Raw genomic sequence first — 20,853 nt, 5'->3', positions numbered from 1 at the left:
TTTCAGAGATATTAGGACTAAAATACACATCAATTTCTTTAATTTCTGAGGTGACTTCTTTGCTGACAACTACTGTACCGTAGGGAGAAAGAAGGGTTTCTAGGAAGTCTTTGCTAAATTTATCCCAAATAAAGCGAGTCATTTCAGTTATCAGTTACCAGTTATCAGTTATCAGTGACTACCACCTAAACTCGGTAGCTTGAAAAAGGTTAATTGCCTCAGTTGCTGATTTTAGCCTCCAGATTAATCATCGAGAATTGAGCAAGCGATCGCATTTATGATCTGATTCTAATTTATTGAGGGTCAGTAAGAATAGTGATAATTGACATTTCTCAAGATTTTATCTCCGACTACTGATAATTAACATTAACATCGACAAAAAAACTTTCTAAAATCTGCTTAGATAAAGATAAATATTGACATTTGCTGTTAAATTAGTCAGCTTATCGCCTCTGCTAAAGATGCCTTCTGGCAATCAAAACCCAGAAAACCAATCGCGTGAACTGATTGAAGAAAAATTGCGTTAAGCGGGATAGTCTATCAACCTCAATGGCAGTTTAAAACTCCTTTCTAGCAAGAATTTACTAATATTAAGCCAGCACTATTTAACGGATATATCTTTTAATTACCTGATACTTTTTAAGAGATTAACTATCTCATCGGGAAATCTTTACTATAATTCTTTATCGGATAATCGCGACAACAGAATCATAAAATTTTGCCTTACTGTTTGGGTATGGGGATGATTTTCTCCTAATCTTTCTTGATAAATAGCAATAGCTCTCACATACAACGGTTCCGCTTCTGCGTATCTGCCTTGGTATTTGTATAATTCTGCTAAATTATTGAGACTGTTAGCAACATCGGGATGGTTTTCTCCTAATAGCTGTTCCCGCATAGAAAGGGAGCGCTTATACAACAGTTCCGCTTCTGCGTATCTGCCTTGGTATTTGTATAATCCCGCTAAATTATTGAGACTGGTAGCAACATCGGGATGGTTTTCTCCTAATAGCTGTTCCCGCATAGAAAGGGAGCGCTTATACAACGGTTCCGCTTCTGCGTATCTGCCTTGGTATTTGTATGATTCTGCTAAATTATTGAGACTGGTAGCAAAATAGGGGTTTTTTTCTCCTAATAGCTGTTTTATCAGAGAAAGGCATCTCTTACATAAGGGTTCCGCTTCTGCGTATCTGCCTTGGTATTTGTATGATTCTGCTAAATTATTGAGACTTTGTGCAACATCGAGATGGTTTTCTCCTAATAGTTGTTCCCTTAGAGAAAGGGAGTGCTTATACAACGATTCTGCTTCTGTGTATCTGCCTTGGCATTGATATAATAGTGCTAAATTATTGACACTGGTAGCAACACTAGGATGGTTTTCTCCTAATAGCTGTTTTATCAGAGAAACGGAGCGCTTATACAAGGGTTCCGCTTCTGCGTATCTGCCTTGGGAGCGGTATAATCCTGCTAAATTATTGAAAATGTCAGCAACATAGGGATGGTTTTCTCCTAAGCGAGATTGGATTTCTTCACAACATTTTGTTAAGGTAACTGCTGCTAAATTATATTCTCCCTGTCCCTTATAAAACAAAGCTAACCCAAGAAACACCTGAATTAAATTATCTTCCGGGTTGGGAATATCATCTAACATGGTTTGACTGACAAGTTGCAGATGGGGAATTGCGGGAGTTACTGCTGCAATAATCTCCCTTGTGGGGGTTTGCGGGATAGTTTTAGCAATGGTTAACAAAGTTTCCACAAAAGCGCATCGATAAAGAGAATTTATCTCAGTAATTGCCTGTAATTTCTCTTGAAAAAATTCTCTCACGAGGGGATGAATCCGATAAAAAGAATAGTCCTCATCCACGGGTTGCATCAGATGAGAATTATCCAATTGTCCCCGCGCTTCTTCTAGTTCGCTTTCGGTAATTTCTGTGGATTTTGCCGTATCTTCTAGCAACGTCCAAGCAATAGCCACCGGTGCGAATAAACTTAACAGCATTGCCACTTTTTGACCAGCAGAACTTAAATCATCCCAACTGATTTTAATTGCGGCTGCTACCCCTAAATGTCCATAATCTCTGTGGTTTCTTTCCTTAGTTAAAGCAGTATGAGCTAAATTTAATTTATTGCGTAAATGGCTAAACTTTAAATGACGATTTTTGGCTAAATATTCCCCCACCAACTCCACTGCTAAGGTTAAGCGTCCTAAAATTTCGTGACAAATCTGTTCTACTAAAGCTTTTTCTTGCTCAACTTTAGCAGTACCAACAATTTTGGTTAATAATTCTACACATTTATCCAAGGGTAAAACATCTAAAGCTATAGACTGAAATTCCGTACTAAGACACCTTTCCCTAGTGGTGACTAATATCTTAATCCTAGAATCTTTTGGTAACATTCGATCGGGAATTCGGTCGATATTGGGGACATCATCGAGAATTAATAATAATTTTCCCTGCTGAGGTAGCCAATTTTGCCAATACCAGTCCACTTGTTTTTCTAAAGATTCTTTTTTCAATATTTCTGGTAAAGATAGATAGGGACCAGCTAATTTAACTATTTCTTCTGCTAAACCCGATAGTCGCAAGGATAACCAATATTGTGCCGCGTATTCCTGTTGGTATCGTTTCGCATATTCCAAAGCTAAAGCGGTTTTTCCTATTCCCCCTAACCCTTCCACCGCGCAAACAATCACCCCTTGTTCTGTTTGCAATTTCTGATGAATTAAGGTTAACTCATCTTCCCTCCCGACAAAATTAACCGTACTTTTGCCCACATTACTAGGTATAGAGGGAATACTTACTTTTTTAGACGATTTTTCACTCCTGCGATCACACGATTAAATGTGGGAAAATAACGCTTAAAAGTTGACTCAGTATCTAATTCCGCTTCGTAGGTCAGGGAAACAAAAGGGGGTATAGTAGATATGGCCGCTTTTAATTTGGCTGCTGCCGATCGCTCTGGTTGATTGAGTTTAGCCAGAATTTGATTTAATAATTCTAAGATTTGTGCAGAAGCAAGTTCTGGGGGTGGTTCTTTGGTAATTGCCGTCAATTCTGTGACAATTTCTGCTACCATTACCTCGGCATCAGGAAAAGATGCTTCTTGACTGTCGCTGGCGACTAAATCCCATTTTTCTCGTTCAAAATCCCGAATTAGTCGGCGTAAATCTTCGATCTGCTGCTTGATCCTAACTTGTTCTTCCGGTCCGATTGTGACTAAAATGTCTCGCTTTCCCGCTAATTGTTCTTTCAAGCGTTGAATATTTTTATCGAGATTTTGTAATTCGCCAGCAGACATAGAGAAATAAGGTTAAATTACAGGGTTAATTCAATTATGATCTATCCATCTAAAAATGTCATTCCTTTGGCTGTCCCCCACTCCCCAACACCCAACCCCCTCACGGATCACAGAAAAAGCCTAGCTCAATCTGGAAATTTTGATTATGATCATTAAGTAATTGACTTGTATTCGTGATATAGATTCAAAGGAGAGAAACGGTGTCCACAGAAGTCATCGAAAAGCGTTCCACAGCGACAATCCGTAAACCAGCACCGCGTTATCGCGTTTTACTCCACAATGACGACTTTAACTCGATGGAGTATGTGGTTCAGAGTTTAATGCAAACGATCGCCGGTATGACGCAACCCCAAGCAGTTGATATCATGATGGAAGCGCACACTAATGGTACGGCCTTGGTGATTACCTGCATCCAAGAACACGCGGAGTTTTACTGTGAAACCTTGAAAAATAAAGGTTTAACCAGCAGCATCGAACCCGATGAATAAAAGATTACGGGTAATTGCCACTTACCCAGTCCCCCTGCGACTGGGAATTTTTATTTTGCTCCTACTTTTTCTCTGGTTGCCGATCGCACTTCCCCTCTATCACTTTTTTGCCACTAATGCCAATCTTGTCTCAATTTTGACCCTTTCTGTTCTCTATCTGGAATTTTTGGGGTTATCCCATTGGTGGGGACGGACAATTTATGGTGATGAGGGATTAGCCGATTATGGGTTGATTTGGCGAAGAAAAACGCTGATCAAGTTAATTAACGGGTTAGAGATCGGTCTATTTTTCACTTTCTCGCTTTTTCTGTCCCAAGGGTTCCTAGGTTGGTTAAATTTCTTACCCGCAAATCCCCAAATCAGCAAAATCATCCTGGAGGGGTTTTTAGTCGCTTTAGCGGTGGGTTTTGCGGAAGAATTGCTATTTCGGGGCTGGTTACTGGGAGAATTGGAAAAGGATTATCGTCCCGCTATCGCTCTAGTGATTAGTGCCTTAATTTTCGCTCTTGCTCACTTTATTAAACCTTTAGCCGAAATTATCCGCACTTTTCCCCAATTTCCTGCCTTAGTCTTGCTAGGATTGATTCTCGGTTGGGCAAAACGCGCCTGTGGTGGTAATTTGGGTAAAAGTATCGGTCTGCACGCGGGTTTAGTCTGGGCATACTATATATTAAATGTGGGTCAGTTAATTAAATACACTGGTACTGTTCCCGATTGGTTAACTGGAATCGATAAAAATCCTTTAGCGGGAGTTATGGGTTTACTTTTCCTGACAATTCTAGCTATCTGGATCAGAAAAAAGCAGTTTTGAGTGAACGATAGGGGATTAAATCAATTACTATAAAGGGGAAATTGCCCATGAGAGTTATAGCCGATTTCAATTTTTGATGGGTTATTTTTAGTTTAATTCTCTGGCTAATGATTGGCAATCTCCTCTACTATATGCAAGTAATTGTTTTACGTCAAAAGAACCCACAGGTTAATTCCTCTCCTGTTGTCAGGAGTCAATCCTTCAATGTTTCTGACCTATTCTTTTTATTTTGGTCACGGGGAGGGGAAGGAATCCGAGTATCATTATCCGAGGAATTAACGGGTGGTAATGGAGTATTTAGTAATTAAAAAATTGATGTTTATTCAATAAGTTTTTGACAATCTAGATTATCTTGCAAAGCTCGATCGATATCCGATTTCCAAGCTCTGTCATTATACCAACGTTTTGCCCAAAATTGAGCTTCTTTAAAGTTATCAGAAGTTGGGGGGATTTTGCACAAAATTTCAAAAGCACCTTCTCTACCCGGCACATCGGCGACAAAATTATTGGCAGCTAGTCCTATTGCTTGCTGAATTAACCTTAATTCAGTTAATTGAGTCCCACACTTTTCAGGAAACTGATCACCTTGTTTCCTTTCCAATTCTTGCAGTTGTTGAATAGTCCTGTTTAAGCTAATATTAAAATCTCGTTTAGTACAAATTTCTGGAATACTAGGTGAGGGTTCCTTATCGGGAGTTCTTTGTGGTAGCAATGATAATAAGGACAAAATAATAAACGTACCAAGTAGTAATAGTACCGACGAAAAGGTAGAATCCTCCTCCTTAACTAATTTTTCTAATTCTTGTTTAACCCATTGAATATTAAATACCTCTTGATAAATTCGATTGGTCACTTCTAGATACTCATCATTTTTAATCACTAATTCTGCTTGCTGAAGTGCCAATTTTTCTGGTTTGTTATCAGCAAAGACTCCCCCCTGCTGCAAAATTTCTTGATAGATTTCTAATCTTGACCTAACATTTTTATCAGGAGTTAAGAGACTGTTTTGTATTTTCTGGAGATGGTCTGCTGCTTTATTTTGTAACCAATTTTCTACAATATTTTTCTGAATCAATTGTTCAATTTTTGGTTTTTCTTGTCCTTCTCGTAACTCATTTTTATTGTCGATTAGCAAAAGGATAACTATTATCGTTAACTCCCAGTTACCACCTGTCCAAGCTGGAATTTCCTCAATTAAAGCTGCTCTTTGATTCTCATCAAATTCAGTCCTTAATAGTATTTTATCTAGTTGATCTACTTTTTCGTAGTATGCAGGGATTTTATTTAATTCCGTTGTCACCCAATTTTCATTAAAAACATTTCTATAAATCTTATTATAAACTTTTAACTTTTGTCGGTCTTGAACTACCAATCCCGTTAAGCGTAATTCTATTTGATCGCGACTACCATCATCGGTAATTTCACCATTTTTTAAAATTTCTAGGTAAAGCTTCAGCATTCTTCTACCCGTGACACGCTTATTTAATAAACGATTCTGAACAGTTTTTAGGTGTTCTGGACTATCTTGAGATACCCAGTTACTAATTACTTGCGACTGGATAAAATCGCCGACATTAATCGGGTTTGCTGGGGATTCCTTGCCAAATTCAGGGCGAGATGTGGAGATTAAATTACAAATTTTTTGAGTTAAAAATGGTTGTCCACCTGTCCATTCTATAACCTCCTCTAAAACCCGTTGCGGTGCGATAACTTTGTCCTGCAATCCCTCGGCAAGTTTTCTGGCATCCTTTATAGTAAATCCAGATAATCGAATATCTTGACCAATATTAAAAGGACTACGATTATTATCTAGAATAAAGTTATAAACTGCCGATACCCCCAACATACAAAAGCTTAGACGTTGGTAATCCCTATTATAAGGACGTTTTTCATGACAGCTACGCAGCCAAGCAAAGAAATCATCTGTGGAAAAATTTAAACTCAGAACGCTATCAATTTCATCGAAACAGATAACAATAGGTCGGGATACCTCCTTTAAGAGAATTTCTTCAACAAATTCATCAAGACGATTAATAGCTGATTTATAGGCTCGTTCATCCCACCAAGTTTGCTCTTTTCCCCGAATAGAAAGATTGAAGCGTTTAACCAGTTGCTCAAATAATACTCGATACCAAATATCTTCGGAGATGTTTTTTCCTATACCACTCAAATCAATGGTAGCACAATCAATATTATCCTCTTTCAGTCGTTTTTGTGTCTGTACCCACAAACTTGATTTTCCCATCTGACGGGAATTTAACACATAGCAATACTGTCCATTTTTTAGATAGTTATAAAATATATCATCTGCTTCCCGCTTGATATAACTAGGTGCATTTAGGGGGACGCTGCCTCCAACATAATAAAAATTGGTCGCCATAGCATTAAAATTAGCAATTTGTCTGATTGGTTAAGTTCGATGAATAATTTAATCAAAGGTTATCTGTCCCTAAGCTAGTCCGCATTTAAAGTTCTGGGTTCGATGGGGGAACGGGGAACAGGTGAAAACGAATATTAGATTTAGATGTACAACAGTTTAACTCAATATATTGGATTTTAGGAGGATAGGCGATACCTAAAATAGTCGCTGTATAGTGGATAACGGGGTTGAACAGCATTCTGCACAAAGGTTACTAATCCTAAACTATGAAGTTGCCAATTAATTGTTGCACCTAAATCAACGGGAGAAGACGACTCTACAACCTTTTTCATTCCTGCTGCTAGGTTTGGATGTTCTTGTAAGTTTAGCAAATGTCCTCGCAAATGATCCCCATAAATTCCCGCTTCCGTGGCTGCTGTCTCTAAAAAATCTGCTAAAGACAGTTGTTTTTGGCTAATCGTATAAATCGCTTTTTGGATTAAATAGGGATGTCCCCCGACAAGATTAATTATTTTTTGCAGTTCATCTTTTCCCAAGTTAGCCTGATATTTATTAGCTAGAGTCAAGACCTGTTCTAGAGTAAAATCAGGTAACAGTATTTCTGTTCCTACAACATTCAAAGGAGATTTATTCAGGTCAACAGGAACATAGTTTTCTGTGGAGTAGGTGATAATTAAGTGTAACTTTTGCCAAGTATTATTATTTTTTGCCTCCTCATGCCAAAGACGAAATAAACTAAGGAAATCGTCAGCAACGCTGGTATAGGTAAAGAGACTATCTATCTCCTCTAAAACTAAAATTAGGGGTTTATCCAGCTTTTTGAGCAAATGGTCTTCAAAATAGGCAGTACAGCTATAAAGTCCTAATCCTTCTTGCCATTTTTCCTGAAAGAGAGCTGCTAACCCTAATTTCTTGGAAATAATCAAAGCAAACCAAGAGAGCAATCGGTCTAAATCGCCGAGAATTCCTTTACTTGCTTGTAAAAAACTCAAACTGACGGTTTTATACTGTCTTTTGTCAACTTGACTCAAAATTCTATCGACTAATAGGGTTTTACCCATCCCCTTGGCTGATTTAATCCGCAATAATGAACCTGCTTGACTCACCGTCTCCAGACAAAGCTGTTCCACTGGAGGACGTTCAACATACTTGGAAAAATCCGCAGCCCGGTTTTCTCCCTCATCCTCAGACGTGGCAGCCGGTGTTTCCTCCAACTTATCCCAGTCAGCGATTTCTCGATAATCAAGGCCTAATTTTTGACAAATTTCAAAAAAATTGAGATTACTAATCGATTTACCGTTAAGAAAACGGCTAATAGTCGATCTTGCGAATCCTAACTCCTCAGCAAGCAGCTCTTGACTTGCGTAACCATTGAGTTTAACTGCTTGTTTGACTCTAGGGATATATTCTGATTTTACTTTAAGCGATCGCCCCATAAACTTCCATCAATCGACGCAATCTCTATTTTATCGCAAAAAACTCAGACATATCTCAGTCATTCTCAGTCATGAACTCAGAGAGTCATGACTGAGGATCAAGATGTACTGGTCGAAGTGTATTTATAAACTACACAAAACAGAATGCTTGACATATTTCCTTCTAAGTCCAAAGACAAGGGTGATTCTGGGACTTCAGCTAAGTCTGACAATTATTTAACCTCCGCGGAGAAGTCTCTTTTATCTGATTTACTCAAAGTTAGGGCTGCCACTGCCTTGAGCTTTGAAATTGAAACAGATAGAATTGGAGAAGCTGACTTACAAGATAAATTAGAAAAACTAGCGGACAAAGGCTATATCAAAGTCAATGAAGAAGAAAGCTACAAAATCTTTACTCCCACTTGGAAAACTCGTTGGCTGAGGGTAAATGGTATTTTGTAGTCAGGTTCTAACGGAATTAGACAAGTTTCCTTTTTTCAGTTCATTCACCCATTACCTATTTTTGGTAGATTCTCAGACAACTGCTGCCACCGATCTTTTCAGCGAAATACGGAAACTTCTGGGAGAAGATCGGTGGCCTTTTGTCGTGACTGCGATAATTATTGGAGTAGCAGTTGAAACTGGAAGTAGCTATTTCTCAGCTTTTAGGATTCGTCATTTATTTCCCGATTTAAAAAAGGATTTTTTAAATACTTTTGTTAGGTTATTAATTCTCAAAGTTCTTATATCAATACTCTTATACCTTTTTATTCAATTTATATTTTCTCTATTAAGCTCAATCGAGGATAATGTATATGTTGGTTTAATCATTGCTCTGGTCTTCGGTTTTATTATTAGTTCCTTAAACCCTAATTTAGAACAAATCGACCAAGTAACGGGTGGATTTAGCCTATCGACAATTAATCCTGTCTCCAGTCTGATCAAAAAGCTATTAGAGTTGTACCAAGGATTTCAAATATCTATTATTAAGCCTTTAGATACGAAACTGCTAAAGAAGAGAACCAGCCTATATAATTCTATCAAGCCTAGATTTAATTGTTTTCAAATAGTTACTCTTCAGGAATACATCCAAGAATTAATCAGTAGATTTACCCTGAAAGAAACGCAAGAGAAATATCAAGGAAGATTAAACGCTATCATCGGGGGAAATTTTAGTGACGAGAATAAGAAGAGAGAAATATTAATATGGTTATTATTTGATATTATGGAGGTTACTTATGAAGAGATCAATAAAATTAGAAATCACCCAGATCAATCAGAAATTTTAATAAGACTGGGAGAAATAGAACAGGGGAATAGTACGATAAATTAAACGTCGGCCAGTTAATTAAATACACTTGTACTGTTTTTGATCGATTAACTGGAATTGATAAAAATCCTTGAGGGGGAGTGATGGGTTGACTTTTCCTGACAATTCTCACCATCTGGACCAGAAAAAAAGTAACCGATGTAAAACCGAGCAGTTAGACTGTCTTCTCTCCCTGACAGGTGTTTTGAGGGGTTTTTTCGCCCATAAGTATTAAGGGGTATGCTGCCGATATGTCCGATGAATGACAATTTTCTAGCGATCGAGCCTTTCCACTACGGAAATTCGAGTTTATTATAAAAAGAAATCCTCTCTCAGGTAAGAGCGGTAGTATGGCTTACTCGACACAGCAGTTAATTGAAATCCTCGATCGAGAAATGCACGCCACTTGCAAAGGGGAACGTCTGTTACTCTCTCCGGCGGAGCGCATTGATAATCCGGTGATTGCCAAGGCGATCAATCTAGAAAAGGTGGGCAAAGTCTTCGCCTATCAGGATTTTCGCCGTCAAGTTCACGATTATCAACAAAAATATCAGGTTTCGGGCATTATCTGGCGTGTTTGTCAATGGGGCGATCGCACTCTTCGTTATCCCGAAATTCATAATCAATTAGTTCCCGTCGCGGGTGACAAGGAAATTCTCATGGCTGCCAAAGCTTCCGTTTTAGAGTTTTGGAACAGTATCACCCCTAATATGAATTTTTGGTGGGCGCTTAACTCCCGTCCTCCCATTTCTGCCGATTCTCTAGCTGAATTAGTCGCCCAGTCCGAATGGGCGGAGTTAGATGTGGCGCGTACAGAATTATATCTCGGCCTCTGTTGGGGTAATCCTTTAGAACACCAGTATCAATGGGCGCAACCCTTTTCCGGTTGTCATCGCATTATCGCAGCCGTCGATGAACCTAGTTCGATTAAGGTATAAAGGACTTCCAAAAACTAAACCATTCATTCATTCTATTGTAGCCATTGATATCAAAACAGGTGTTTTTGAATTAACAAAAGATATCCTCACAGCTTTCGATCAACTTTTAACCCGATTTTTACAAGAGTTCTTATCTAGTCTTAAATTAGCAAAAGTTGCCAAAAATTAGGGAAAAAGTTCATTGATAAACTGCGCTATCTTCTAGCTTATGTGTGTCAAGAAATCAGCTTTTTACACTAGATAGATAAAGTCATAAAATGTTAACAAATGTTGTCGAAATGGGATGTTTCTACCGCTAAATGTTAAATTTTATTACAGGATGCAACATTTGTGGTCTAGATGGATTTAGATTATCAAAATAAATGGCCAATTAAATACCCTCTTTATCTGATTTGCCCTACCATCACCTCAGTTATTAGTTATCGGTGAAGATTGTTAAGTAAACGGTAATGTTTCCCCATGACGGATTTAATTCTACAAAATCGTTACAAAGTCCTGCGATTAATTGCCGATGGTGGTTTCGGAGAGACTTTTTTGGCAGAAGATAGCCAAATGCCTTCAAAACGTCTCTGTCTGATTAAACAGCTAAAACCGATTAATGATAATCCCCAGGTTCACAATCTTGTCAAAGAAAGATTTGAGCGAGAAGCGGCTATCCTAGAAAAATTGAGCGAAAATAGTCCTCAAATTCCCAAACTGTACGCTTATTTTGAGGAAAATAATCAATTTTATTTAGTCGAGGAATTTATCGAGGGGGAAACTCTCAGCCAAAGAATACAGAGTAAAGGAGTTTTTAGCGATGATCAAGTCAAAGAGATTTTAGTTAGTATTCTACAGGTTTTAATTTATGTTCACGGACAAAAAATTATCCATCGAGATATAAAACCCGATAATATCATTCTACGGATTTATGATAATTTACCGATCCTAATTGATTTTGGTGCGGTTAAAGAAACTATGGGAACGGTGGTTTCTAATTCGGGCCATTCTCTTAATTCTATTGTTATCGGTACTCCGGGTTTTATGCCATCAGAACAGGCGATCGGTCGTCCGGTTTATAGTAGTGATCTCTACGCTTTAGGATTGACGGCTATTTATCTACTAACCGGCAAAACTCCTGAAATGTTAGAGAGCGATCCGATGACAGGAAAAATTTATTGGCGGCAGTTCGCTTTAAATACTAATATCAGTTTAGCAGCCGTGCTAGATAAAACTATTTCACTGCGCTCTAACGAACGTTATTTAACCGCAAAAGAGATGTTAGAAGCGCTACAAAATACCCCATCAATTGTAGCAACAAATATCGTTGTCCCCACTCCTCCTCTCGCTCCTACTCAAGTAATTTCTCCTGTAACTTCAAAACCTGTTTCTAATCCCCGCACTTTACCTGAATGGGTGAAAGCGATAATTATAGGGAGTATGATCGGTACTGGCATTTTAGGTGGTTTTGTCTTAAGTCATTATCTCTCAAATTCTTCTGGAGATAAATCAATTTCTCCGTCAGCTTCCCCAGAGAATCAAGACTCAGATATTACCATTAATAATGAGTTTCCTAAACCTGTCTGTGGAGATGAGAATATCACCGATACTTACTATAAAGTTGTAGTAACTGATGAGGATAGTTTAGAGAGAGTTAAAAATAACTTTTGTAGCGATGCTTTTGTTAATGATGGTAATATTCAGGTAGCAACTTTTAGTGACTTAAATCGCGCTCAAGATTTACAAAGGCAACTAATTAAATACTTTAATCAAGTTAAAATCACCCAAGGTGTCATCGATACCTCACCCAGTCCTGAAGCTGTCTATTCCCCCAGTCCTGAACCCGTCTATTCACCTGTTCCTCAACAGACAGTTAACTCTATTTCTCGTTCAGAAGCGGTGGATTTAATCGAGCGCTGGTTAAAGGCAAAAAGAGATATTTTCGGTCCTTCCTATCAAACCTATTTAGGAGAAGAATTACTTACAGGTAAAGCTTATAATGACAAAATAAAAAGCTCTGATGGTCAAGAAAGTTCTTCCGAATGGTTAGCTAATAATGGCGCTTATTATATCTATGGAGTTCAGAGAATAGATTCAGTTAATAATTTTACAACCTCTGGCGATCAAGCTACAGTGGATGTGGTGGTTACTGAAGAAAGAACCCTCTATAACAGTCAGGGTAAAATTGATCAAAAGAATAGTGGTTTAAGTACCTTATTGGTTCGCTATAATCTTGAAAATGACGAGGGAACATGGAAAATAGCCAACTCTAGAACTCTTAAAAATTTAGTTCGTAGATAAGTTGAATTAATTGCAAAAGGGCGAGAATAAAAATCAAAAATAGTTCAGATAAAAACCCATAGATACAGTCATTGCTGTTAAATTTTCATTTTTAGAAAGTATTTATAAATTAACCCTGAAGATAAAAGTATCCTAACCGATTCTATTCAGAATCATCATTATAAATATCTCGGAGAGTTTTATTTTCGTAGCGTTCCTGATCTTGATTTTTGCCGCGACGGGAAGGACGACGATATTTTTTATTAGCTAATTTGGGTTCGTAGGTTTCTTGCCCTGCTTCTTTAATTTTTAACTTTAAACTTGACTCTTTTGTGCTAGTTTTCTGCAATGACTGTTCTCGTGTAATCGCTTCTTCTAAAAACTCTAAATAATGTTGGTAACGTTCCCAATCTCCCCTCACCACACAGTTAGGTTCCCGACGATGAGTACAATCATTAAATTGACAATTTCCTAAAGCTAAACGCTCTCTCACTTCCGGAAAATAAAAAGTTAATTGTTCCGGTGAACAGTTAATATCCGGTTGGTTAAACCCCGGACTATCGGCCAATAAACCCCGATTTGGTAAAGCAAATAACTCCACATGACGGGTAGTGTGACGACCTTTTTGCAGTTTTCCCGACACATCCCCCACCCGTTGATTAATCTCAGGAATTAGGCAATTAATTAAACTCGATTTTCCCACCCCGGACGGACCGGCCAAGAGAGTGATTTTATGGTTTAATTGTGCCAATAAAGCCTCAAATCCCCGATTTTTCTCCACACTGACAAAAAAAGGCTGGTATCCCCAACCAGCTAGGCGATCGCTCCAAATCTCTATTTGTTCCGGTTCCCCCAGATCAATTTTATTGACACAGACCGCAATTTCTAAGCCTGTGGACTCCGCTTTCACCAAAAAACGACTGATCAGCCAAGGATCGAGAACGGGTTCAGCAAGGGCAAAAACTAGCAAAATCTGCTCGATATTGGCAACGGCCGGCCGATCGATCTCGGTACTGCGGGGGAGAACTTCTGCGATCGCACCCTGCCGATCATCAAAATTGGCCTCCTCCACGCGCACCCGATCACCAACCATGACCGACTGACCGATTTTTTGCAAGCGAGCGCGACGGGTACAGAGAAGATTCTCGCCCATAACGGCAGAATCCAAGCGTACCTGATAGAAATTCGCCTGTACAGCCACCACTGTGCCGTATAAATCGGTTAATTGTGCATCTACCATTTAGGAATCGGGGCGATAGACTTTGAGCACAAAAAAGCTATCTCGGTCCTCGATCGATTCTATCTGATAACCCTCCACGGTCAGGCTAGTGGGAACCTGTTCGATCGGTTCCCCGGCATCTAACCAGACTTCCAACCGTTCCCCGGCGGGCATTTTCTCTAATTGCAATTTTGTCCGGACAAAATTAATTGGGCAGGGAGTGCCGCGCAGGTCTAAAGTCATAGTTATTTATGGAAGATATTACCTAAAAATCCCTCGATGCCGCCTTTCCCCACGGTTTCCCCGCGAACTTTTGCCAATTTTTCCAGTAAATCCCGTTCTTCTCCAGTGACACGGGTAGGAATCGAGATTTTAACGGTAATACGATGATCACCGCGGCTGACGGGATTGCCTAATTTGGGAACCCCTTTACTTTCTAAAATCAGTACGCTGTTCGGTTGAGTACCGGCTGGGATAATCAGGTCTTCTTGGCCATCTACCGTATTAACTTTAATAGTACATCCTAAAATCGCTTGGATATAACTAATCGAGATATTCGATTTAATATCATTGCCTTCCCGTTGAAATTCTGCATCTGTTTCCACGGTTAGATAAACGAATAAATCCCCCGGCGGCCCGCCTTTCAGTCCTGCGTCTCCTTCCCGGGCAACGCGCAACTTCATGCCGTTGTCAACCCCTGCGGGGATGGTAATTTTCAGTTTTTTGGTTTCCTGTTTACGTCCGGAGCCGCCGCAAACGTCGCATTTTTCCTCGATCACCTCTCCAGCACCGTCACAGGTGGGACAGACCGAAACCTGAGCAAAAGTACCGAAGGGAGTACGGGTGGCGCGACGCACCTGACCAGTACCATTGCAAGTAGTACAAGTACGAGAACCAGTCCCCGGTCTGGCCCCACTGCCTTTACAGGTTTGACAGGTTTCCAGATGACGGATGCGGATTTCCTTTTCGCCGCCAAAGACCGCCTCGCGGAATTTTAGTTTAAAATCGAGACGTAGATCCTCGCCCCGGGTAGGGCCTGTGCGTCGGCGGGCCGTTGTTTGGCCGCCCATACCCCCAAAACCACTAAAGATTGTCTCAAATATATCGGCGAAACCGCCCATATTGTCGGGATCAAAACCGGCAGCGCCCCCAGAAACCCCGGCCTCACCAAAGCGGTCATAACGATTGCGGGTTTCTGGTTCCGAGAGAATTTCGTAGGCGCGGTTAATTTCTTTGAAGTGTTCTTCGGCTCCCGGTTCTTTGTTAACATCGGGGTGGTATTTTCGGGCGAGACGACGATAGGCGCGTTTGATGTCTTCTTTGCCGGCATCTCGCGAGACACCTAGAATTTCGTAGTAATCAGTGGGCATAGGGGGCTATGGTTCTGCTGGCAATTTATAAATAAAGTTTAAGTCTAGTTGTTACTTTAACAAACTATACATAGTAGTTTAGTTGGGTTATCCCTACTATTTTTGCTGGGGGTGAGGGGTTGGGAAGTGGGAAGTGGGAAGTGGGAAGTGGGAAGTGGGAAGTGGGGAGAAGGGGAGAAAAAAGCTGATAACTGATAACTGATTACTGATCACTTTTTAATCTACGGCCTCATAGTCACTGGTGCTCATTTCTTCCCCATCGTCGGGATCATCATCACTGCCCGATTCGGTGGATTTAGTTTCCAGATTACTATAGGTTCTGGTTCTAGTGCGGGAGAGGGTTGGCCTATTGGTGAAGGTATTCGAGGAAGTAGCCCGGGTGCGGGTGGGTCGAGTCAGTTTTTCGGTGACATCGATCGATTCAAACCCAGCACCGTTAAGGGGTTGGTTTTGCTCTTGTCTCCCCGTGTAGATGCGGGTACCGATTTCGAGGACAAGCTGACGAAATTCTGCCAAGGTGGTTTTTAGCTTTTCTGGGGATAGGGAGGGGTCGCGCAGAGCGATTTCCAACTGTTGCCGCTTCTGGTCGGCCAGTTGCCGGATATCGGGGGCGACTAACTGACTGTGTTCCCTGAGGGTGACTTCGTAGCTATAGAAAAGACTATCGCACTGCTGGCGAATATCGATCATTTGCAGACGACGGCGATCGGATTCGGCGTATTTTTCGGCTTCTAGGCGCATTTTTTCAATTTCGTTCGGTTTCAGCCCTCCAGTATGGCTAATTAAAATGCTTTGTTCTTTGCCGGTGCCTTGGTCGCTGGCGGCCACTTTCAAGATGCCGTTAACATCGATCTCAAAGGCCACCTCGATTTGTGGCACCCCCCTAGGAGCGGGAGGAATTCCTGTCAGGAGAAATTTACCCAGGGTTTTATTATCCCGGGCCATGGTTCTTTCCCCTTGCAGAACATGAATTTCCACGGAAGTTTGACCATCGGCAGCGGTGGAGAAAACCTGAGATTTACTGGTGGGGATAGTAGTATTGCGATCGATAATTTTGGTAAAGACTTCGCCGAGGGTTTCAATGCCGAGGGAAAGGGGGGTGACATCAAGTAGGAGGATATCTTCTACTTCTCCACCTAAAACTCCGGCTTGAATGGCTGCCCCCAAAGCAACGGCCTCATCGGGGTTAACAGAGCGATCGATCTGGCTGGTAGAAAAGAAACGGGAGATTAATTGCTGTACGGCGGGCATTCTGGTGGAACCACCAACGAGAACAACACGATCGATATCGCTAGGCTGCAGTTCGCTATCTTTGAGGGACTGTTGTACGGGTCCGAGGGTTTTTTCCACTAATTCCCTGGTTAATTCCTCGAATTTAGCGCGAGTTAGTTCCAATTCTAGGTGTTTAGGGCTAGTTTCGTCGGCGGCGATGAAGGGGAGATTGATCGAGGTGCTAATCATGCTAGAAAGCTCGATTTTGGCTTTTTCGGCGGCTTCTCGCAGTCTTTGGATCGCCATGCGATCGCTGGACAGATCGATGTTTTCTTGGCTTTGAAAGTTCTCCACCAACCACCGCACTAAGAGATTATCAAAATCGTCCCCCCCAAGATGGTTATTGCCGGCCGTGGCTTTCACTTCAAAGACCCCCTTCCCCAGTCGCAGGATGGAAACGTCGAAGGTTCCTCCCCCTAGGTCAAAAACGAGGATATGTTGATCTTCGTTTTGTTTATCTAAACCGTAAGCTAGGGCGGCGGCGGTGGGTTCGTTAATAATTCTTAATACTTCTAGTCCTGCAATCATCCCCGCGTCTTTAGTGGCTTGACGTTGGGCATCGGTAAAATAGGCGGGAACTGTAATCACGGCCTCGTTAATCGCTTCTCCCAGATAGGCCTCGGCATCGGCCTTTAATTTTTGCAGGATCATGGACGAAATTTCTTGGGGGGTAAATTCCCGATCGCGAATTTTGATATTGACAGTATCATCGCGACCGCGTTGGCAATGATAGGCAACTCGTCCCCTTTCGGTCTCGGTATCTTGCCAACGCCTACCGATAAAGCGTTTGATGCTATAGACGGTATTTTCGGCATTAGTGACCGCCTGACGTTTGGCCAGTTGTCCCACTAGGCGCTGGCCCTTGCCGAATCCCACGATACTAGGAGTTGTCCTTCCCCCTTCCGAGTTAGGAACTATAATCGGCTGACCTCCCTCGAGTACGGCAATGCAACTGTTGGTTGTCCCTAAGTCGATGCCGATGACTTTTCCCATGACGCTCTAATAATAATGATAGTTAATAGGATACAATCGCTGACAAAAATTATCCCCAAATTAGAAGCGGGCTTTTTACCTCGTCTAATCTTGCCCCGGTTGAAAGCTGGTAGTTTTCCTGCGAGGCTAACAAAACTCGTCGGTAAAGTCCGCAAGCCTGACCAGATTGGTGTAGTGGACTATATATCAAGAGTAACCCAAAACCAGTAATTTTGCTGATGCTGCCAGTTAGCGATCGCCCCTGGCTATTCTTAAAATTGCCGTTTTTAAGATTTTTTTAATGATCACGAGCGGACTTCCTTGATGTTGATGTCCCTAGCAGTGGAATTATTGCCCAATCTTCTTAACCCGAATTTTCGATAAACTTAGGATAAGATAACCAATAAACCGATCCTAGAGGACTTAATCATGATTAGAGCCTATGCTGCCCGAGAAAAAGGGGGGAAACTAGAGCCTTTTGACTACGATCCGGGTATATTAGGGGATGAAGATGTAGAAATCGCGGTGGAATATTGCGGCATCTGCCACAGTGACCTAAGTATGCTCGATAACGATTGGGGACTGACCACCTATCCCTTTGTCCCTGGCCATGAAGTGGTCGGCACGATCGCCGCTCTTGGTGCTAAAGTCAAAGAGTTAAAATTAGGGCAAAGAGTCGGTCTGGGTTGGTTTTCCCGTTCCTGTTCCACCTGTGAAACTTGTATGTCAGGGGATCAAAACCTTTGTGCCACTGCCGAAGGAACTATCGTCGGTCGCCATGGTGGTTTTGCTGAAAGAGTCCGGGCCCATCATAGTTGGTTAGTTCCCTTGCCGAACCAGTTAGATGCTGCCAAAGCTGGCCCGCTTTTCTGTGGTGGCATTACCGTCTTTAATCCCATTGTCCAATTTAATATTAAACCCACGGCCCGAGTTGGTGTCATTGGTATTGGTGGATTGGGCCATATAGCCTTAAAATTCCTCAAAGCTTGGGGCTGCGAAGTAACCGCTTTTTCCAGTAGTCCCGACAAAGAAACGGAAGCAAAAGAACTAGGAGCGACTCATTTTATCAATTCCAGAGACCCAGAGGCTTTGCAATCGGTACAAAATTACTTTGATTTCATCATCTCCACCGTTAACGTTAATCTCGATTGGGGTCTTTATATCGCCTGTTTACGTCCCAAAGGTCGTCTGCATATTGTTGGCGCTGTTCTTGAACCCATGGCTACCTACGCTTTTCCCTTGATTATGGGTCAAAAATCGATTTCCGGCAGTCCTTTGGGTAGTCCCAGTACCGTCAGTAAAATGATTGAATTTGCCTCTCGCCATGGCATTGAACCAGTCACAGAAACCTATCCTATCTCCCGGGTGAATGAAGCCATGGAAAAATTGCGAACCGGACAACCTAAATATCGCCTCGTCTTACAAATAAAATAAAACCATCTCTATCCCGGACGTAACCCCGATGACTCAACCCCTCACTCCTCCAGTTATCGATTGGGAAGAACCTCCCATTCCCCCAGAAGACTTGATTTTTGATGATGGAGAACCTTTGGAAACCTACCGTCACCGCAAGGCCATGAATGTGTTAATCGATTCTATCGAACAAGCCTATCAGGATCGAGAGGACTTTTTTGTTGGCGGTAATATGTTTATTTACTTTAGCCGTGAGCGGGTTTTTAATAAAGATTTTCGCGGCCCCGATTTTTTCGTTGTCCTCGATATCGATGGTAGTTATAAACGACAAGGATGGGTGGTTTGGAACGAAAACGGACGTTATCCCGATGTGATCGTGGAATTAATGTCAGAAAGCACCGCAAAAATCGATTTAACTACCAAAAAAGACCTCTATGAGCGGACTTTTCGCTGTTCCCAATACTTTGTTTATAATCCCTTTGATGCCACTTCCCTGCAAGGTTGGGCTTTAGACCAAAATCAATGCTATCAAAAAATTATTCCCGACCATCGCGGTTGGTTATGGTGTCAACGTTTGGGATTATGGTTAGGAGTCTGGATGGGCAGCATCCAACGAGAAGAAGCTCCTTGGCTGCGTTTTTATGACCTAGATGGCAATTTAATCCTCCTACCTGCGGAATTAGCCGAAATCGAACGTCAGAATGCTGAAATCGAACGTCAACGGGCCAGGGCTGCCTCTCAACAGGCCGAAAGCGAACGTCAACGGGCCAGGGCTGCCTCTCAACAGGCCGAAAGCGAACGTCAACGCGCGGAACGTTTAGCGGCACAATTACGGCAATTAGGCATAAATCCCGATGAAATCCCGTAATCGGCCCAAGACTGACCCCTATCTCTAAAAATCGAAAGCCCACACCTTCCGATTTCGGTTTGTGTGGGCTGATTGTTCACTTAATTCTAAGATTGAAAGCTGACACTTTGGCGAAATCTCAGAGCCTAACTCAGAGTAGCACCAGAGCGATCATAAGTTTAGGAAGAGAAGTCGGCCGAGAAGCGACGTTGAACGGTTTCCCCGTGGCCATTGTCATTGTCAATACCGATTTCAGAAGCACTTCTGCCTAACATCGATTGTTGACGATTTTTGACGGCGTGGTGGTGACGCATCATTAAGGCACGAGCTTGTTGTTCTGTGGACATAATCATTTCCTCCGAGCTGCAAATAGTGTTTAGAACTTTTTTAATCACCCACTAATATATATAACATACAATTCTGTATCTATTTTTACAAAACGCCCTATTCCCAGAAAAATTCACAAAACTTTACAATAGGAGACGGGAGACGGGAGGACTCCAAAGAACCTAGGTGACGAATATCCATAGCTCCTTGGGACTGTTGAATGATTTGATCAGGTAAATCGAGGACTTCCACCAATGTTAGATAGCGGATCATGCTAAGTAGGTAGGCGTTGAAAATTATCAGATGCCCCCCTTATTAAGGGGGGACTAAGGGGGGATCGGCACCCCCCTTATTAAGGGGGGACTAAGGGGGGATCGGCACCCCCCTTATTAAGCTATCCATTAGTCAGATCTTTCTTAACAAAAAGAGAAGAAACTTAAAAAAAGGGGAAACGATTGATAGGTATAGTTTTGAAAGAAGGAATTAAGGTGGAGGTAAGCAAAAAAATGGAGAAATGGGCAGCCCAAGAA

19 protein-coding genes and 1 pseudogene are annotated in these 20,853 nt (G+C 41.5%); 9 read left to right on the top strand and 11 right to left on the bottom strand.

Features of this window, described 5'->3' with window-relative positions; genetic code table 11:
• The 3 genes and pseudogenes from IM507_RS23700 to IM507_RS13325 all read right to left on the bottom strand — a co-directional run.
• Positions 1 to 142 (bottom strand): annotated as a pseudogene (locus IM507_RS23700) (DUF4351 domain-containing protein); the annotation flags it as partial.
• Between the two features lie 531 nt (positions 143 to 673).
• On the bottom strand, positions 674 to 2,779 hold the full coding sequence (locus tag IM507_RS13330; RefSeq protein WP_287637158.1) for a tetratricopeptide repeat protein: 2,106 nt from the start codon (positions 2,777 to 2,779) through the stop codon (positions 674 to 676).
• Between the two features lie 23 nt (positions 2,780 to 2,802).
• The gene (locus IM507_RS13325) at positions 2,803 to 3,303 is read right to left on the bottom strand and encodes a hypothetical protein (protein WP_287637157.1); all 501 of its coding nucleotides are present in this window, start codon (positions 3,301 to 3,303) and stop codon (positions 2,803 to 2,805) included.
• Between the two features lie 200 nt (positions 3,304 to 3,503).
• On the opposite strand from IM507_RS13325, the gene clpS reads away from it, so the two are divergent.
• The 3 genes from clpS to IM507_RS13310 all read left to right on the top strand — a co-directional run bounded on the left by clpS (position 3,504) and on the right by IM507_RS13310 (position 4,910).
• Positions 3,504 to 3,791, top strand: coding sequence for an ATP-dependent Clp protease adapter ClpS (clpS, locus tag IM507_RS13320; RefSeq protein WP_002738526.1), 288 nt, complete (start codon positions 3,504 to 3,506; stop codon positions 3,789 to 3,791).
• Complete coding sequence (locus tag IM507_RS13315) at positions 3,784 to 4,602, top strand: CPBP family intramembrane glutamic endopeptidase (RefSeq protein WP_002739377.1); 819 nt, start codon at positions 3,784 to 3,786, stop codon at positions 4,600 to 4,602. Before clpS ends, IM507_RS13315 begins: the two co-directional genes overlap by 8 nt.
• Positions 4,603 to 4,709: 107 nt before the next feature.
• Positions 4,710 to 4,910, top strand: a complete 201-nt coding sequence (locus IM507_RS13310) for a hypothetical protein (RefSeq protein ID WP_080601654.1) — start codon at positions 4,710 to 4,712, stop codon at positions 4,908 to 4,910.
• Between the two features lie 11 nt (positions 4,911 to 4,921).
• Here IM507_RS13310 and IM507_RS13305 read toward each other — a convergent pair whose 3' ends face one another.
• The gene (locus IM507_RS13305) at positions 4,922 to 6,982 is read right to left on the bottom strand and encodes an AAA-like domain-containing protein (protein ID WP_123231279.1); all 2,061 of its coding nucleotides are present in this window, start codon (positions 6,980 to 6,982) and stop codon (positions 4,922 to 4,924) included.
• A 176-nt stretch (positions 6,983 to 7,158) separates the two neighbouring features.
• Positions 7,159 to 8,418, bottom strand: coding sequence for an AAA-like domain-containing protein (locus IM507_RS13300; protein ID WP_287637156.1), 1,260 nt, complete (start codon positions 8,416 to 8,418; stop codon positions 7,159 to 7,161).
• A 144-nt stretch (positions 8,419 to 8,562) separates the two neighbouring features.
• On the opposite strand from IM507_RS13300, the gene IM507_RS13295 reads away from it, so the two are divergent.
• The 4 genes from IM507_RS13295 (at position 8,563) to IM507_RS13280 (ending at position 12,924) form a co-directional block, all read left to right on the top strand.
• Positions 8,563 to 8,859: a hypothetical protein gene (locus IM507_RS13295; protein ID WP_041804305.1), complete on the top strand. Its 297-nt coding sequence runs from the start codon at positions 8,563 to 8,565 to the stop codon at positions 8,857 to 8,859.
• A complete protein-coding gene (locus IM507_RS13290) occupies positions 8,846 to 9,730 on the top strand; it encodes a hypothetical protein (RefSeq protein WP_069474284.1) in 885 nt (294 codons plus the stop codon). Before IM507_RS13295 ends, IM507_RS13290 begins: the two co-directional genes overlap by 14 nt.
• Before the next feature lie 326 nt (positions 9,731 to 10,056).
• Positions 10,057 to 10,644: a hypothetical protein gene (locus IM507_RS13285; RefSeq protein WP_002739207.1), complete on the top strand. Its 588-nt coding sequence runs from the start codon at positions 10,057 to 10,059 to the stop codon at positions 10,642 to 10,644.
• Between the two features lie 459 nt (positions 10,645 to 11,103).
• The gene (locus tag IM507_RS13280; RefSeq protein ID WP_287637154.1) at positions 11,104 to 12,924 is read left to right on the top strand and encodes a protein kinase domain-containing protein; all 1,821 of its coding nucleotides are present in this window, start codon (positions 11,104 to 11,106) and stop codon (positions 12,922 to 12,924) included.
• 142 nt (positions 12,925 to 13,066) lie between these two features.
• On the opposite strand, the gene rsgA is transcribed toward IM507_RS13280, so the two are convergent.
• From rsgA to dnaK, 4 genes are all read right to left on the bottom strand, one after another.
• Positions 13,067 to 14,143 (bottom strand): small ribosomal subunit biogenesis GTPase RsgA, encoded by a 1,077-nt coding sequence (rsgA, locus tag IM507_RS13275; RefSeq protein ID WP_123231276.1) that lies wholly within the window; start codon positions 14,141 to 14,143, stop codon positions 13,067 to 13,069.
• Positions 14,144 to 14,365 (bottom strand): sulfurtransferase TusA family protein, encoded by a 222-nt coding sequence (locus IM507_RS13270; RefSeq protein ID WP_002792863.1) that lies wholly within the window; start codon positions 14,363 to 14,365, stop codon positions 14,144 to 14,146.
• Positions 14,366 to 14,367: 2 nt separating this feature from the next.
• Complete coding sequence (gene dnaJ / locus IM507_RS13265; RefSeq protein ID WP_002738619.1) at positions 14,368 to 15,492, bottom strand: molecular chaperone DnaJ; 1,125 nt, start codon at positions 15,490 to 15,492, stop codon at positions 14,368 to 14,370.
• Positions 15,493 to 15,708: 216 nt separating this feature from the next.
• On the bottom strand, positions 15,709 to 17,757 hold the full coding sequence (gene dnaK / locus IM507_RS13260) for a molecular chaperone DnaK (RefSeq protein ID WP_123231275.1): 2,049 nt from the start codon (positions 17,755 to 17,757) through the stop codon (positions 15,709 to 15,711).
• 408 nt (positions 17,758 to 18,165) lie between these two features.
• Between dnaK and ahr the strand changes: the two genes are divergently transcribed.
• Both ahr and IM507_RS13250 read left to right on the top strand, forming a co-directional pair.
• The gene (ahr, locus tag IM507_RS13255; RefSeq protein ID WP_016516931.1) at positions 18,166 to 19,170 is read left to right on the top strand and encodes an NADPH-dependent aldehyde reductase Ahr; all 1,005 of its coding nucleotides are present in this window, start codon (positions 18,166 to 18,168) and stop codon (positions 19,168 to 19,170) included.
• 28 nt (positions 19,171 to 19,198) lie between these two features.
• Positions 19,199 to 20,017, top strand: a complete 819-nt coding sequence (locus IM507_RS13250) for a Uma2 family endonuclease (protein ID WP_123231274.1) — start codon at positions 19,199 to 19,201, stop codon at positions 20,015 to 20,017.
• A gap of 158 nt (positions 20,018 to 20,175) precedes the next feature.
• Here the strand turns inward: IM507_RS13250 and gifA are convergent, their stop codons facing one another.
• Complete coding sequence (gene gifA / locus IM507_RS13245) at positions 20,176 to 20,343, bottom strand: glutamine synthetase inactivation factor IF7A (protein WP_002739262.1); 168 nt, start codon at positions 20,341 to 20,343, stop codon at positions 20,176 to 20,178.
• A 97-nt stretch (positions 20,344 to 20,440) separates the two neighbouring features.
• The gene (locus IM507_RS13240) at positions 20,441 to 20,596 is read right to left on the bottom strand and encodes a hypothetical protein (protein ID WP_287637151.1); all 156 of its coding nucleotides are present in this window, start codon (positions 20,594 to 20,596) and stop codon (positions 20,441 to 20,443) included.
• Positions 20,597 to 20,853: the final 257 nt, after the last annotated feature.

The sequence above is a fragment of the Microcystis sp. M20BS1 genome (assembly GCF_020245305.1).
In the GTDB taxonomy this organism is placed as follows: domain Bacteria; phylum Cyanobacteriota; class Cyanobacteriia; order Cyanobacteriales; family Microcystaceae; genus Microcystis; species Microcystis ichthyoblabe_A.
The sequence above is the reverse complement of the archived record's forward strand: the minus strand, read 5'-3'. Positions and strand labels throughout refer to the sequence as shown.

What these genes read in the sequence shown, in the direction of transcription:
- IM507_RS13240 (WP_287637151.1), bottom strand. Translation starts at nt 20,596, where the DNA reads ATGATCCGCTATCTAACATTGGTGGAAGTCCTCGATTTACCTGATCAA.
- IM507_RS13300 (WP_287637156.1), bottom strand. Translation starts at nt 8,418, where the DNA reads ATGGGGCGATCGCTTAAAGTAAAATCAGAATATATCCCTAGAGTCAAA.
- IM507_RS13250 (WP_123231274.1), top strand. Translation starts at nt 19,199, where the DNA reads ATGACTCAACCCCTCACTCCTCCAGTTATCGATTGGGAAGAACCTCCC.
- IM507_RS13310 (WP_080601654.1), top strand. Translation starts at nt 4,710, where the DNA reads ATGATTGGCAATCTCCTCTACTATATGCAAGTAATTGTTTTACGTCAA.
- IM507_RS13290 (WP_069474284.1), top strand. Translation starts at nt 8,846, where the DNA reads ATGGTATTTTGTAGTCAGGTTCTAACGGAATTAGACAAGTTTCCTTTT.
- dnaJ (WP_002738619.1), bottom strand. Translation starts at nt 15,492, where the DNA reads ATGCCCACTGATTACTACGAAATTCTAGGTGTCTCGCGAGATGCCGGC.
- IM507_RS13270 (WP_002792863.1), bottom strand. Translation starts at nt 14,365, where the DNA reads ATGACTTTAGACCTGCGCGGCACTCCCTGCCCAATTAATTTTGTCCGG.
- dnaK (WP_123231275.1), bottom strand. Translation starts at nt 17,757, where the DNA reads ATGGGAAAAGTCATCGGCATCGACTTAGGGACAACCAACAGTTGCATT.
- IM507_RS13280 (WP_287637154.1), top strand. Translation starts at nt 11,104, where the DNA reads ATGACGGATTTAATTCTACAAAATCGTTACAAAGTCCTGCGATTAATT.
- ahr (WP_016516931.1), top strand. Translation starts at nt 18,166, where the DNA reads ATGATTAGAGCCTATGCTGCCCGAGAAAAAGGGGGGAAACTAGAGCCT.
- IM507_RS13325 (WP_287637157.1), bottom strand. Translation starts at nt 3,303, where the DNA reads ATGTCTGCTGGCGAATTACAAAATCTCGATAAAAATATTCAACGCTTG.
- rsgA (WP_123231276.1), bottom strand. Translation starts at nt 14,143, where the DNA reads ATGGTAGATGCACAATTAACCGATTTATACGGCACAGTGGTGGCTGTA.
- IM507_RS13295 (WP_041804305.1), top strand. Translation starts at nt 8,563, where the DNA reads ATGCTTGACATATTTCCTTCTAAGTCCAAAGACAAGGGTGATTCTGGG.
- IM507_RS13305 (WP_123231279.1), bottom strand. Translation starts at nt 6,982, where the DNA reads ATGGCGACCAATTTTTATTATGTTGGAGGCAGCGTCCCCCTAAATGCA.
- IM507_RS13315 (WP_002739377.1), top strand. Translation starts at nt 3,784, where the DNA reads ATGAATAAAAGATTACGGGTAATTGCCACTTACCCAGTCCCCCTGCGA.
- IM507_RS13285 (WP_002739207.1), top strand. Translation starts at nt 10,057, where the DNA reads ATGGCTTACTCGACACAGCAGTTAATTGAAATCCTCGATCGAGAAATG.
- gifA (WP_002739262.1), bottom strand. Translation starts at nt 20,343, where the DNA reads ATGTCCACAGAACAACAAGCTCGTGCCTTAATGATGCGTCACCACCAC.